This is a genomic window from Maricaulis maris (assembly GCF_036322705.1).
In the GTDB taxonomy this organism is placed as follows: domain Bacteria; phylum Pseudomonadota; class Alphaproteobacteria; order Caulobacterales; family Maricaulaceae; genus Maricaulis; species Maricaulis maris_B.
Genome location: NZ_AP027270.1, coordinates 2,007,314 through 2,020,482 on the forward strand (window position 1 = coordinate 2,007,314; position 13,169 = coordinate 2,020,482).

General features: G+C 64.5%; 15 protein-coding genes. 5 read left to right on the top strand and 10 right to left on the bottom strand.

Features of this window, described 5'->3' with window-relative positions; translation table 11 throughout:
- Window positions 1–7: 7 nt before the first annotated feature.
- The gene (locus tag AAA969_RS09495; protein WP_338245788.1) at window positions 8–931 is read right to left on the bottom strand and encodes a 23S rRNA (adenine(2030)-N(6))-methyltransferase RlmJ; all 924 of its coding nucleotides are present in this window, start codon (window positions 929–931) and stop codon (window positions 8–10) included.
- Window positions 932–1,045: 114 nt separating this feature from the next.
- Between AAA969_RS09495 and AAA969_RS09500 the strand changes: the two genes are divergently transcribed.
- Together AAA969_RS09500 and AAA969_RS09505 are read left to right on the top strand one after the other, a co-directional pair.
- Entirely contained in the window at window positions 1,046–1,822 is a 777-nt protein-coding gene (locus AAA969_RS09500) for a hypothetical protein (protein WP_338245789.1), read from the top strand.
- Window positions 1,823–1,888: 66 nt separating this feature from the next.
- Window positions 1,889–3,364 carry a S10 family peptidase gene (locus tag AAA969_RS09505; protein WP_338245790.1) on the top strand — a complete coding sequence of 492 codons (1,476 nt, stop codon included), beginning with the start codon at window positions 1,889–1,891 and terminating at the stop codon, window positions 3,362–3,364.
- Between the two features lie 65 nt (window positions 3,365–3,429).
- Here AAA969_RS09505 and AAA969_RS09510 read toward each other — a convergent pair whose 3' ends face one another.
- From AAA969_RS09510 to petA, 8 genes are all read right to left on the bottom strand, one after another.
- On the bottom strand, window positions 3,430–4,086 hold the full coding sequence (locus tag AAA969_RS09510; RefSeq protein WP_338245791.1) for a hypothetical protein: 657 nt from the start codon (window positions 4,084–4,086) through the stop codon (window positions 3,430–3,432).
- Between the two features lie 108 nt (window positions 4,087–4,194).
- Entirely contained in the window at window positions 4,195–4,722 is a 528-nt protein-coding gene (locus AAA969_RS09515; RefSeq protein WP_338245792.1) for an adenine phosphoribosyltransferase, read from the bottom strand.
- A 103-nt stretch (window positions 4,723–4,825) separates the two neighbouring features.
- On the bottom strand, window positions 4,826–5,239 hold the full coding sequence (locus AAA969_RS09520; protein WP_338245793.1) for a lysozyme inhibitor LprI family protein: 414 nt from the start codon (window positions 5,237–5,239) through the stop codon (window positions 4,826–4,828).
- A 63-nt stretch (window positions 5,240–5,302) separates the two neighbouring features.
- Window positions 5,303–6,058, bottom strand: coding sequence for a trypsin-like serine peptidase (locus tag AAA969_RS09525; RefSeq protein ID WP_338245794.1), 756 nt, complete (start codon window positions 6,056–6,058; stop codon window positions 5,303–5,305).
- 79 nt (window positions 6,059–6,137) lie between these two features.
- The gene (locus AAA969_RS09530; protein ID WP_338245795.1) at window positions 6,138–7,010 is read right to left on the bottom strand and encodes an S-methyl-5'-thioadenosine phosphorylase; all 873 of its coding nucleotides are present in this window, start codon (window positions 7,008–7,010) and stop codon (window positions 6,138–6,140) included.
- A gap of 72 nt (window positions 7,011–7,082) precedes the next feature.
- Entirely contained in the window at window positions 7,083–7,892 is an 810-nt protein-coding gene (locus tag AAA969_RS09535; RefSeq protein WP_338245796.1) for a cytochrome c1, read from the bottom strand.
- A 14-nt stretch (window positions 7,893–7,906) separates the two neighbouring features.
- The gene (locus AAA969_RS09540) at window positions 7,907–9,181 is read right to left on the bottom strand and encodes a cytochrome b (RefSeq protein WP_338245797.1); all 1,275 of its coding nucleotides are present in this window, start codon (window positions 9,179–9,181) and stop codon (window positions 7,907–7,909) included.
- Complete coding sequence (petA, locus tag AAA969_RS09545) at window positions 9,178–9,801, bottom strand: ubiquinol-cytochrome c reductase iron-sulfur subunit (protein WP_338245798.1); 624 nt, start codon at window positions 9,799–9,801, stop codon at window positions 9,178–9,180. Before petA ends, AAA969_RS09540 begins: the two co-directional genes overlap by 4 nt.
- Before the next feature lie 189 nt (window positions 9,802–9,990).
- Between petA and AAA969_RS09550 the strand changes: the two genes are divergently transcribed.
- Window positions 9,991–10,446, top strand: coding sequence for a TrmH family RNA methyltransferase (locus AAA969_RS09550; protein ID WP_047160822.1), 456 nt, complete (start codon window positions 9,991–9,993; stop codon window positions 10,444–10,446).
- Here the strand turns inward: AAA969_RS09550 and AAA969_RS09555 are convergent.
- Entirely contained in the window at window positions 10,436–10,876 is a 441-nt protein-coding gene (locus AAA969_RS09555) for a hypothetical protein (protein ID WP_338245799.1), read from the bottom strand. The genes AAA969_RS09550 and AAA969_RS09555 overlap by 11 nt on opposite strands.
- Before the next feature lie 492 nt (window positions 10,877–11,368).
- Here AAA969_RS09555 and hemF point away from each other — a divergent pair, with 492 nt between their 5' ends.
- Both hemF and AAA969_RS09565 read left to right on the top strand, forming a co-directional pair.
- A complete protein-coding gene (gene hemF, locus AAA969_RS09560; RefSeq protein ID WP_338245800.1) occupies window positions 11,369–12,268 on the top strand; it encodes an oxygen-dependent coproporphyrinogen oxidase in 900 nt (299 codons plus the stop codon).
- Between the two features lie 75 nt (window positions 12,269–12,343).
- Window positions 12,344–13,129, top strand: coding sequence for an AraC family transcriptional regulator (locus tag AAA969_RS09565; protein ID WP_338245801.1), 786 nt, complete (start codon window positions 12,344–12,346; stop codon window positions 13,127–13,129).
- The last annotated feature ends 40 nt before the right edge of the window (window positions 13,130–13,169 follow it).

Genomic DNA, 13,169 nt, shown 5'->3' on the forward strand with positions numbered 1-13,169 from the left:
TCGAACCCTATTCCTCGCCCAATTCCTCAAGGTCGTCCTCGGTCAGGCCGCCATCGACGCGCCAGCCATAACCATCGCCCTGGGCCAGGGTTTCGGCCAGCCAGGGCATGGCCGCGACCAGCTTGTCTTCCAAGGTGAAGGGCGGGTTGATGATGACAACGCCGGCGCCGGCGAGCTTGCCTTCGGAGGCGAGGTCGCGGATCCACAGATCGGCGCGAAGGATCTTCTCCGGCTCGAAATCCTTCTCCGAGATCAGCCATTCGGCGAGGCCATTGTCAAAGCGGTCGGCGGCCCAGAGATTTTTCAGCGAGCGCCAGAAGATGAAGGTGCCGGTCGGCCATTTCGCCAGCGCGCCCATCACCGCTTCGGCCATGTGAGCCAGCTCGTCGCGGTCCTCGAAGGGCGGATCGATCAGCACCAGGCCACGCTTTTCCTTCGGCGGCACCAGGCTCTTGAGTGCCTTGTAACCGTCACGGCGCTCGACCTTCACCCGGGCATCGCGGCGATAGCGATTGTCCAGCGTCTGGCTGTCGGCCTCGTGCAGCTCGCACAGATGGATGCGGTCGTCCTCGCGGGTCAGGCGCGCCGCGATCTCCGGCGAGCCCGGATAGGCCCTGATCCCGTCCGGGTTCATGTCGCGCACAATGTCGAGCCAGGGGCCGAGCATGGCCTGGACCGGCTCGGGCAGGTCGGCCTCCATCAGGCGACCAATCCCGTCCTTCCACTCCGGCGAGCGCTCGGCTTCCGAAGAGGCGAGATCATAGCCACCAATCCCGGCATGGGTGTCGATCACCCGATAGGGTTTCGGCTTGGCGTTGAGATGTTCAAGGCACAGGGCGAGCACCGAGTGCTTGAGCACATCGGCGAAGTTTCCGGCGTGAAACGCGTGGCGGTAATTCATGGCGGCGCTATAGCGCGGAGCGGGGGTCAAGGCCAATACTCCGTGTTGCAGGGCCTGAGCACCACCTGCAAAACCGCCCTCGCCTCCGACGCAGCCTTGTCCTAGCTTTCGCGGGGCCGGGACAGCTTTGAGGGACGCCGCCACATGTTCGTGAAACTTTACCGCCGAATGCAGGACGAGGCCGCCCATGGCGAGCGTCGGGTGATGAAGGCCGGCTGGTTCCTCAAGGACGAGAAATCGAGCCTGATCTGGGATGCGCCCAAGCCGGTCAGCTTTGACCATGACAAGCCGGCGACCTCGAAATCCGCCCTGTCCTGCCCGGCGGCGATCGAGTTTGACCGTCGGCACTTTGCGATCAACTGCCCGATCGATGTGCATCTGCGCATGGTTCGGAATGCCCAGGGCCAGCTCCAGCTGACCAATATCGAGGGGCCGCAGGCCTCGACCCGCCCGGCCGGCCTGCAACAGATCCTGATGATGTCGCCGCAGAGTGAATGGCGCCATCCGGCCCGGCCAATGCTGCAACTGGTGACGCCCTATGTCTTCGTCTCGGACGATCCGCTTTACGTCAACCAGTTCCCGCCCTTCCTGCACTACGAGACCCAGAGCCGCCCCGGCGTCATGCTGTGCGGCCGCTTCCCGGCCGATATCTGGCCGCGCCCGCACATGTGGGCTTTTGAATGGCATGACCTGGAAAAGGACCTCATTCTCAAGCGAGGCGAGCCGCTTTTCTATGTCCGCTTCGAGGGAGGCGACCCGGCCTCGCCTCTGCGCCTTGTCGAGGCGGAAAAGACCGAAGAGCTGATGGGCTTCATGCGCTCGCTCACGGATGTGACCAATTTCGTCAATCAGAGCTTCCAGCTTTTCAAGACCGCGCGGGAGCGCCGGCCCAAGACCCTGTTGGTCGAAAAGAAGCGCTGACCCGCACGGCTTGCAGTTTGGCCGTCAGCCCCTAGTCTCCCCGCAATAACCTTGGGGAGTCACACCATGTTCCGTCTACTTGCTGCCGCCGCTGCGGTGGTCACCCTCGCCGTACCGGCCTTGGCCCAAGAGGCCGACACGCCTGAACCACGGGTCTGGGAAAGCCGTGGCCAGGTCACCGTTGCCGGCGAGCGCATCCGCTACGCTGTCACCGCCGGTGAAACCTTCCTGCGCGATAGCGACGGCAATCCGACCGCATCGATCTTCTCGACCAGCTATATCGCCGACGGCACCAGCGATCCGCGCACCCGCCCGGTCGCGTTCGTGTTCAACGGCGGTCCGGGATCGGCCAGCCTGTGGCTGCACATGGGCGTGTTCGGTCCGCAGCGTCTGGTCCTGCCCGATGCCGGCGACGATGGTGCGGCACCGTTTGATCTTGTCGAGAACGCCTATTCCATCCTCGACGTCGCCGATCTCGTCTTCGTCGATCCGGTCGGCACGGGCTGGTCGCGGGCGCTTGGCGACAATGAAGGCTCCGACTTCTGGGGCGTCGATGAGGATGGCGAGAGCCTGGCCCAGTTCATCCGCATCTGGCTGTCGGAGAACCAGCGCTGGAACTCGCCGAAATACCTGCTTGGCGAAAGCTATGGGACGCTGCGCATCGGCTCGCTGCTGAACCAGCTGGAAGGCGGCTATACCGATGTCGCGATCAATGGCGTGGCCTTGATCTCGACTGTTCTGGACTTCCGCTTTGACGACACGTCCAACGGCAATGATATCGGTTATGTCGGCCTGATGCCGGGATATGCCGCAACCGCCTGGTATCACGGCAAGGTCGACCGCTCGGCCTGGAATGATGATATCGAGGCCTTCCTCGCCGCGGCGCGTGAATTCGCGATCGAGGACTACATGCCGGCCCTGATGCGCGGTGTGTCGCTCGACCCGACGCGCGAGGCCGAGGTCATCGCCCGGCTCTCTGACTTCACCGGCCTCTCGGAAAGCTTCCTCGACCGGGCCAATATGCGCGTGTCCCTGCAGCGCTTCATGCGCGAGCTGCGCCGGGATGAAGGCCTGTCGGTCGGACGTCTCGACAGCCGCTATACCGGTGTCGAGGTCGACGGGATCGGCGACACGCCGGAGACCGATCCGAGCTTCTATGGCATCGATGCCAGCTTCACCGCCTCCATGCTCGACTATTTCACCCGCACGCTCGGGGTCGATATCACCGAGTACTACTCCACCATTGGCGGCGTCAGCGGCTGGAACTGGGATGTCGGTAGCTCGGGTGCGAACAACTACATCAATGTCGCGCCCTGGATCGCCCGCGCCATGCGTCAGAACTCCGATCTCGAAGTGCTGGTCCAGCAAGGCTATTACGACCTGGCGACGCCCTTCTTCGCGGCCGAACTGATGTTCAACCAACCCGGCTTCGTGCAGGACCGCGTCCACTTCCGCTACTATGAGGCCGGTCACATGATGTACATCCACCAGCCCTCGCTGGAGACGATGACGGATGATGTCCGCGCCCTGATCACCGACTAGGGTTCGCGGACAGGCCAGACATGAAAGGCCCGGCGCACTGCGTCGGGCCTTTTCTTCGGGGACGCCTAGCGGGTCTTGCGGGTGAGGTCACAGATCGCGGCCAGCCCGGTCAGGATGAGGAAGGTCGCGGCCGCCATATAACCCGCCTGCTGCATCGTCCCGGCCGGCGGCATCGTGTGATTGACGTATTCAGCGGCCGCCAGCAGCGTCAGAAAGATCCACGGCCACACTCGTCCGAGGAGGCCCTTGGCCGCTGTCATCCGCAGATAAAGCGCGAAGCCGACCAGCAGGACCCCGATCTCGACGGCGAGGGCCAGCGGGTAGTTGTTCCACAGACCGAAGCCGACCCGCATCCCGCCCGGCCAAAGCTCGAGATCAGGCACATGGACGATCAGGTCGAGCAGCCAGTGTGAAAACACCGCCAGCGCAATCGCCAGCCCGCCGAGCTTTTTCCGGGTCGGCGACAGGAGCGCCCAGACCAGGCCGGCCAGCACTGACCAGCCCAGCGCACCCGGAAGCGAGTGGGTGATCGGCATGTCGTAGAGATCAAACGCATTGGCCTCGGTAAAGCCGGGCACGATACGGACATGCTCGATGCCGTTCGCGATGAAGATGCCCCACAGGACATCCACCAGCTGCACCGCCAGGAAAAAGGCCCAGAGCGGAACCGCCCTGGCGACCGTCTTGCCGGCAAAGGCCGGACCATAGTGACCGATGAACATGTGTGTCCCTCCCCCAATCTGGAGGCCGAGCTTACCCGCTTACCGAACGAGGGAAAGCGCAAGGGCGCAAGCGGGGCCGACGTTCAGACGCGACGCCCTGCGCGTGCCCTAATGCCCCTCGTAGGACACCAGGCTGGAGACCGGTACGCCGAGCGCCTCAATGCGCTTGGCGCCGCCCAGCTCGGGCAGATCGATGATGAAGGTCGCACCCACCACGGTCGCGCCGGCCCGCTGCAACAGCTTGATCGACGCCTCCGCCGTGCCGCCGGTCGCGATCAGGTCGTCGACCAGCAGGACGCGGTCGCCCTCGGCAATGGCGTCGACATGGATCTCGATCGCGTCCTGGCCGTATTCCAGCTCGTACTCCTCGATCAGCGTCCGGTGGGGCAGCTTGCCGCGCTTGCGGACCGGCGTGAAGCCGACCGAGAGCTGGTGGGCAACGGCGCCGCCCAGGATGAAGCCCCGCGCCTCGGTCCCGGCGACCTGGTCGATCTTGGCGCCGGCCCAGGGCTGCACCATGCGGTCGACAGCGACGCGGAAGGCGCGCGCATCACCGATCAGCGTTGTCACATCGCGAAAGAGGATGCCCGGCTTGGGATAGTCCGGAATGGTGCGGATGGCGGATTTCAGGTCCATGGCTCAGATCTCGGCGAATATCAGTCGGGTCGGGTTACTCAGGGACAGGTCAGGCGTCCGGCCAGTCAGCGCGTGGCCAAATTGTCAGCGCCTGGGCAAATCGTCAGCGCGTGGCCAGCTCGTCAGCGCGGCGACGGGTCAGGCTGATCTGGCAGTCCAGCGTGATCTCCTCACGAGACGCCTCGGACAGGAACATGGCCGCAGACCGGCGCGTGCATTCGGCGTCGCGATAGCCTGTCCAGGCGGTCTGGGCAGCATCGAACGCGCGCCGCGCCCCGAAGCGTCCGGCAGAATCCGCATCGACCGCGTCCGCCTCTTCACGGGCCGCATCGGCAACGGTATCGAGCCGGTCCTCGGCCTCGGAGAGCAGGTTGCGCAGGCAATTGCGGCGGGCGCGCCAGTCGGTGAGAAACTCGGCGCACTCGACGGCCGGCCGCGGAGCCGGAAAACGCAGTGGCTCGGGCGGTCCGTCCTGGATGGCCAGCATGGTGATGAGAAGTCCGGAAATCACGATCATGTCCCACAATCCGCTGAACCTCCGTTATGGACGAGGCCTGCGGGCGGGGAAAGGGGGCAGTGGTCAGGGCACTGCGGCTGGATCGGGTATGGTTTCAAGGTAGGCGACCAGGGTATCGAGGAAGGTGTCCGACAGGCGCCTGGCCACGCCGAGGCGCCGCCCCTCCTCATCAAGCAGGATATACTGGCCCACATGCAGACCAACCACGTGCGGCACACCTTTGATCAGGGTCACCATGGGAGATCCCGACAGGCCGGGCCGCGCCGGGCAATCGTGAACGATCAGACGGTCATCCGACCAGTTTTCCATGCGCTCGACATGGCAGGCGCGACTGTCGGTGACACGGTTGAGCATGGACAGCTCGCCCTGCCCGTCGCTCTCCCACCCGGCCGCCTGGAGCCGCGCGATCTCGTCAGGGAGCCGCCCGGCCGTGCGCAGGATTGCCCAGTCCTCGCCAAACTCATTGTCTTCACGCGGATCCTGCGGGGCGATGACCATGTCGATGATCGCCCCGGCCTCGGTATCCTGGCCGTAAACCTGGCAGTCTCGCTGGCCGCCGCTCCCAATGACGCCGTGGCGGGCGGTCAGAAGGACGTCGTGATTGTCGTCCGGCGCGGTGACATCGAGCAGGACGGCACGGCTGAGATAGGAATAGCCATTGGCCGCATCGACGCACAGCAGGCGGACCACGCCATTGCGGCTATCCTCAAAACTGTCAGGGTCGAGCGGCATGAAGCTCACCCGGTCGGCCGCTTCGGCAGCTCCCGTTGCGAGCCCGGCAAGACTGGCGAGGGCGATAAGGGCTTGGCGCGTGATCATGCCGTCATCCAACCACCCGGCTGACAAGGCGTCCAGTCACATCGCGGTGAAACCCCGGGGCGGCGCCAGGCACCTCGCCTCAGAGCACCCGCCCGGCAATCACGCGCAGCCGCCCGACGACATCGGCGTCACGGGCCGATGGTGGGGTGATGATCGCCTTATCCAGACAGGTCTCGATCCCGTCGGGTGACGGGGTCCGTTCGACCCCGGCCAGCCGGGTCGTCAAACGGTCCAGCAGCTGTCTGGCCCCGACCGTGTTGGACGTCATGACGGCCAGCACCGCGGCCACATCGACGCTGTCACCCTCGTCGCGCCAGCAATCATAGTCGGTGACCATGGCGATGCCGGCATAGGGCAGCTCGGCCTCCCGGGCGAGACGGGCTTCGGGCATGTTGGTCATGCCGATCACATCCATGCCCCATTGCCGGTAGAGTTCGCTCTCGGCGCGGGTGGAGAATTGCGGTCCCTCCATCGCCAGATAGGTCCCGCCGCGCGTCACCGGCAGGCCGACCGCCTCGCCGGCCGTAGCGACCAGGCCGGCGAGCCGGGAACAGACCGGTCGGGCCAACGGGACATGGGCGACGCAGCCGGTCCCGAAAAACGACCGCTCGCGTCCCATGGTCCGATCCACATACTGGTCGACCATCACGAACCGGCCCGGCGGCAGGTCCTCGCGCAGCGAGCCACAGGCGGAGACCGAGAGGATGTCGGTACAGCCCGCCATCTTGAGCGCCGCGATATTGGCGCGGAAGGGAATGTCGGAAGGCGGAATGGCGTGGCCGCTGCCATGCCGCGGCAGGAAGACCAGCTCGATGCCGTTGAGCCGACCGCGGGTCAGCGGCGCCGAGGGCGCGCCCCAGGGCGTGTCGACAACCTGCTCGCTCACATCGGTGAGCCCGTCCAGCGCGTACAGGCCGGAGCCGCCGATGATGCCGAGGGTCCAGTGGGTCATGTCGAACTCCCAAACAAAAGGGCCGCAGACAATGTCCGCGGCCCTCTCTCACGTCTCATCAGACAAGGAAGCCTAGTGCTTCACATTGGCCCAGACCTGGCGGTAGGCCAGATAGACCAGGATGGCGAAGATCAGCAGGTAGATCAGAACCATCACACCCATCTGCTTGCGCGCTTCCATGTGCGGATCACCGGCCCAGCTGAGGAAGGTGGTGACGTCCTCGGCCATTTGCTCGGCGGTGGCTTCGGTCCCGTCCGCATACTCGAGGATGCCATCAGCCAGCGGCGCGGCCATGGCCAGCTTACCACCCGGGAAATACGGGTTGTAATGCTGTCCGGGTGACAGCGTCACATCGGCCGGCGGCTCCTCGTAACCGGTCAGGAGCGAATAGATGTAGTTCTCGCCATGGCTACGGGCCTTGACGATCAGGGTCAGGTCCGGCGGCATGGCGCCGCCGTTCGAGGCCCGGGCCATCTGGTCATTGGGAAACGGTGCCGGGAAAGGATCCGACGGCACACCGGCGCGTTCGACCGGATCGCCATCATCATTGAATTCGTCATCGCTCCAGACGCGCGTATAGCTCTGCGCGATCTGCATCACGATCGGATTGTCATTCGGGTTCGGGAAGGCCTCGGACTCGAACGGACCGCCCCGCTGGCCCAGATTGCGGAAACGCATCAGGTCCATCGAGTGACAGGACGCACAGACTTCCTGGTAGACCTGGTAGCCACGCTGCAGCGCCTGCCGGTCATAGGTTCCGAACGGACCATCATGGTGCCAGTGGTGCTCGTGCGGCGCGTGCTGCTCGCCCTCGAAGGCGGCCGCCGTGCCGGCGAAACCAAGGGCCGCGATGGCGGCGGCGAAAATGCGGGTCATCTTCATGATCGTCGCTCCCCTCAGGCCTTTGCCGTGCCAAGAACCGCGGCTTCGATCGAGGCCGGACGCTCCTTGGGTTTTTCAATGATGCCCAACACCGGCAGGACGACGATGAAGTAGGCGAAGTAGTAGAGCGTCAGGAACTGGCCGAGATAGAGGAATTTGAAGCCCTCGATCCCGAGCACGAAATCATCCGGGTTTTTCGCCCCGCACCAGCCGAGGCCAAGCGCAGCAAGCACGAAGAAGATGAAGAACCAGCGCGTCAGCGGACGGTAGCGCATGGAGCGCACCTTGGAGGTATCCAGCCACGGCAGGACGAACAGGATGGCGATGGCGCCGAACATGGCCAGAACACCGCCCAGCTTGGCGTCGATCGGACCAATGTCGAAGGTGATGGCCCGCAGGATCGCGTAGAAGGGCAGGTAATACCATTCCGGCACGATGTGGGCCGGAGTCACCAGCGGGTTGGCCTCGATATAGTTGTCGGCGTGGCCCAGAACCGTCGGCAGGAAGAAGACGAAGGTGGCGAAGACCATCAGGTAGACGATGATCGCGAAGCCGTCCTTCACCGTGTAGTACGGGTGGAAGGGCAGCGTGTCCTTCTTCGACTTGACGTCGAGACCGACCGGATTGCCATTGCCCGGCACGTGAAGCGCCCAGATGTGCAGGCCGACAACGGCGGCAATCACGAAGGGCAGCAGGTAGTGCAGGGAGAAGAAGCGGTTCAGCGTGGACTGGCCGACAGAGAAGCCGCCCCACAGCCATTCGCGCAGCGCATCACCGACGAAGGGCAGCGCCCCGATCAGGTTGGTGATGACCATCGCGCCCCAGTAGGACATCTGGCCCCAGGGCAGCACATAGCCCATGAAACCGGTCGCCATCATGAGCAGGTAGATCACGACACCGAGGATCCAGAGAACCTCGCGCGGCGCCTTGTACGATCCGTAGTAGAGGCCCCGGAACATGTGCAGGTAGACGGCGATGAAGAAGAAGCTGGCGCCGTTGGCATGCATTGACTGAAGCAGCCAGCCGAACGGCACGTCGCGGGTAATCCGCTGCACGCTGTCGAAGGCGTAATCCTCGTGCGCGACATAGTGCATCGCCAGCACGATGCCGGACATGATCTGGATCATCAGGAAGACGGCAAGGATACCGCCGAATGTCCACCAGTAGTTCAGGTTCCGCGGGGTCGGGAAATCGACAAAGCTGTCATAGCCAAGGCGGATGATGGGGAGACGGGAGTCGAGCCATTTCTCGACGCCGCTTCCCGGATTGTAGGTCGAAGGTCCGCTCATGATACAGCCCACCCGGAGTTTGACGCTTCCTCAGGCGAGATACCGATTTTCACCGTGGTCTCGCTCTCGAAATAGTAGTCCGGGACCGGCAGGTTTTCCGGCGCCGGTCCGCGACGAATGCGCGCGGCGGTGTCGTAGTGCGACCCGTGGCAGGGGCAGTACCAGCCGTCATAGTCGCCGGTGTTGGCGCCCAGGCCAAGCGGCACACAGCCAAGGTGGGTACAATTGCCCTTCACGATCAGGAACTCCGGGCGCAGGACGCGGTTCGCGTCCGTACCCGGCGTTCCCGGCGGCAGGTTGTCATTGCGGGCGTCCTCATCCGGCAGGGCGCTGAGCTCTACCTCACGGGCCTCGGCAATCTCTGCTTCCGTACGGTGACGGATGAAGACCGGACCACCGCGCCACATGACGGTGATTTCCGAGCCTACCGGCACCACGGAGACATCGACCCGGATGGATCCCAGCGCGAGCGTATCCGCTGCGGGATTCATCTGATCGATGAACGGCCAGACCACGAGACCGCCACCGACAGCGGCCGCGCCGCCTGCAGCGATATAGATGAAGTCGCGGCGGGACGGTTCCTGACCGTCTGCACCGGGCGCGCCGTTCTCTTCCGTCACGAGCCGACCTCTTCTCTTATCCAATACGGGACCGCGGGATGCGGGCCCTGCCCCAGAAAAACCACGTCTCACTTGACGTGCCCGCACATGCGGGGTTTGACGCGGTATAAACTACTCCCGGACGCACTGACCAGTAGGTGGCGCAATGCCGCATGCAGACAGTTGGGTCCAGTCTCAGCGCGGCTTAGAATGCGGATCGTATTTTTTCAACCGGATATTCCGCAAAACCTTGGGGCCGCGATGCGCGTTGCAGCCTGTTTCGGGGCGGAACTCGACATCATCGAACCCTGTGCCTTTCCCCTGACAGACAAGGGCATTCGGCGCGCTGCCATGGACTATCAGGCGGCGATTTCGCCGGTCCGGCATGCCTCGTGGAATGCTTACCAGGCAAGTGCACAAGCGGCCGTCGGCCGGCTCGTCCTGTTCACCACCAAGGGTGCAGGAAAGCTGTGGAATTTTTCATTCAGACCCGATGACCGGCTGTTGTTCGGACGCGAAAGTGCGGGTGTCCCGGACGATGTCCATGACGCGGCGGAATGTCGCGTCCGGATTCCGATTCGCGACGGCATGCGCTCGCTCAATGTCACGGTATCGGCGGGAATAGCCCTGGCCGAGGCCTCGCGGCAGCTCGATCTCACGAGCTAGCGGGCCAGTTCGCCTGGATCGGACGGAACAGCAGATAGACGGCCACCAGTTCCAGCGCGATGTTCAGATAGCCCAGCTCGCCGTCATAATAGGGATTGGAGCCGAGCTGCGTGAACACGGCGACATGGGCCGGCACGGCCAGCGCAATCCAGAAGAAGGCTTGGAGGCGGCCCATCCACGCGGCCACCGTCCCGGCGATCATCAGGCCGGACCAGACGAAAATCAGCACGCGCGCCCAGACCGGCAGATAAGCCATGGCGTTTTCAAGCTCGAGATCCAGCACGCGCTCCGGTGACAGGCCTGCCCACGCCAACGCAACGAGGGCGGCCCAGAAGGTCGCGTACATGGCGAGACCGGTGAGAAAGACGCAGACCCCCCGACCGGGTCCGGTCCCGGCGGTCTTTCGCGCGGCAAGGTCGCGCTGAAGCATGATCGTGTACCTGATTGCTGAGGCTCATGGTCTCATAACGCGACCGGAAAATCCAACCGGCGAACATCGTGTTGATCCCGAACCTTTTGGAAAGCCGCACAAATGCTGGCCGGGCGACTGATGAGAGGCGGACGCCCCGCCTTCCTCCCCAGCCCACAGGGCGGTGAATTGCCGCCTGGGCGGCAAGACAGACGGGTGGCGCCGCAGGCGGCACCAGGCCGACGCGAAGAGAAGGGTGGAGACAGCCCGGGAAATCTCCGCGAACGGGATGTCGGCGATGTCACGTTATCAAATCAACCGGTTATCGGCCTTGGCCGACATCCTGTTCCCCTCCCATCCTTCGGCGCGAATGCGTGCGAAGACGACAATCCGTGCCCCGGCGCACAGGGGCATGGTCTAGGTCATTCTCCGACGCGCCACCGACGCGGCGCTTTGCAGGGACCGCTCGCCTGCCATCTTGCCCTCGTCTGTCACTGCGCTAAACATCGCCCCATGACCCACCCACCTGCTCCCGCCACCGCCGCCACCGACATCCAGTGCGAATCCGCCAAATGCTGGTTTGAGGACCTGCGCGACCAGATCTGCGCTGAATTTGAAGCCCTCGAGCGAGAGGCGCCCGAAGCGCTCTATCCGCGCGAGGCCGGCACGTTCGAACGCGAAGCCTGGACCCGCGGCGACGGGTCGAAGGATGAAGGCGGCGGGACAATGGCGATCATGCGCGGCCGCCTGTTCGAAAAGGTCGGCGTGCATGTCTCCGCCGTGAAGGGCGAGTTCTCCGAGCAATTCCGCAAGCAGATCCCCGGCGCGTCCGAGGACCCCCGCTTTTTCGCCACCGGCATCTCGCTGATCGCCCATATGTGGTCGCCCAAGGTTCCCGCGGTGCACATGAATACGCGTTTCATAACCACGACGGAGTGGTGGTTTGGCGGCGGCATGGACCTGACCCCGGTGCTCGACATCGCCCGCACCCAAGACCATCCCGACGCGATCGACTTCCACGCGGCCTGCCAGGCAGCCTGCGACGCCCATGGCGATGATTTCCACGCCCGGTTCAAGAAGTGGTGCGACGAGTATTTCTACCTGCCGCATCGCGACGAGCCGCGCGGCATTGGCGGGATTTTCTACGACCGCCACAATACCGGCGACTGGGACACGGATTTCGCCTTCACCCGCGATGTCGGAAAAGCCTTCCTCGATATCTATCCGCAGATCGTCCGCCGCCGGATGAGCGAGAGCTGGACCGCCGAGGACCGCGAGGAACAACTCATCCGTCGTGGCCGCTATGCCGAATTCAACCTGCTGCACGATCGCGGCACCAAGTTCGGCCTTGAGACGGGTGGCAATGTGAAGTCGATCCTGTCGTCGATGCCGCCGGAAGCGAAATGGCCGTAGGCCCCACTGCGCATGGGCTGCATCCAATCACGCTCCGGGACGCATCCGTGTTGCGAGCGACCCAAGGGTAATCCTGTGACCGAGACCGAGTGCCGCCCCTTCCAGCGCTTTCACGCCGACTTGGTGGACACCGCCTTCTCGCCGCATCGACACGACACCTATACCTTCGCCCTGACCACGCGCGGTGTGCAGGATTTTGACTATCGCGGCGCAACGCGGCGCTCTCGCCCCGGTGCTGTGGTCGTGCTGCATCCGGACGAGTTGCACGATGGTCGACCCGGCGCTGAAGGCGGGTTCGGCTATACCGGCCTCACCGTTCTGCCCGAAACGCTCGCCCGATACCGGCCGGGGCGTAGCCTGCCCTTTCTCGCCAGCGGGGTGAGCCGCGACCGGGCGCTGATCTCGGCCATCCGGTCCGCCCTCGCACTCGACGAGCAGGCCAGCGGGTTGGAACTGGACAGCGCCCTGATCGACCTCGCCCTGGCACTCGACGCGGTCAGCGATGCGCCGGCAAGCGTCAGCCCGGTCACCCGCGCCGTCGTGGATGCCGCCTGCGCGCTGATCCGGGACAAGCTGGAAGACGGGATTTCCCTCGCCGAGCTGGAGACAGTGACGGGCCAGGACCGCTGGCAGCTCTGCCGCGACTTCCGCACCCTGCGCGGAACCAGCCCGGCCCGCTATCTCACCCAGCGCCGCCTGGACGTGGTCCGCCAGGGCCTCATCCGACGCCAGCCGCTGGCCGAGCTGGCCGATGCTGCCGGCTTTGCCGACCAGGCTCACATGAGCCGTCAGTTCAAGGCGGCCTATGGCATTTCGCCCGGCCGCTATGCCCGCACGATCGTTCAAGACCGGGCCGCCTGACTGCTTCACCCTGCCCTCAACTGACCGCGCCTGCGGTTCA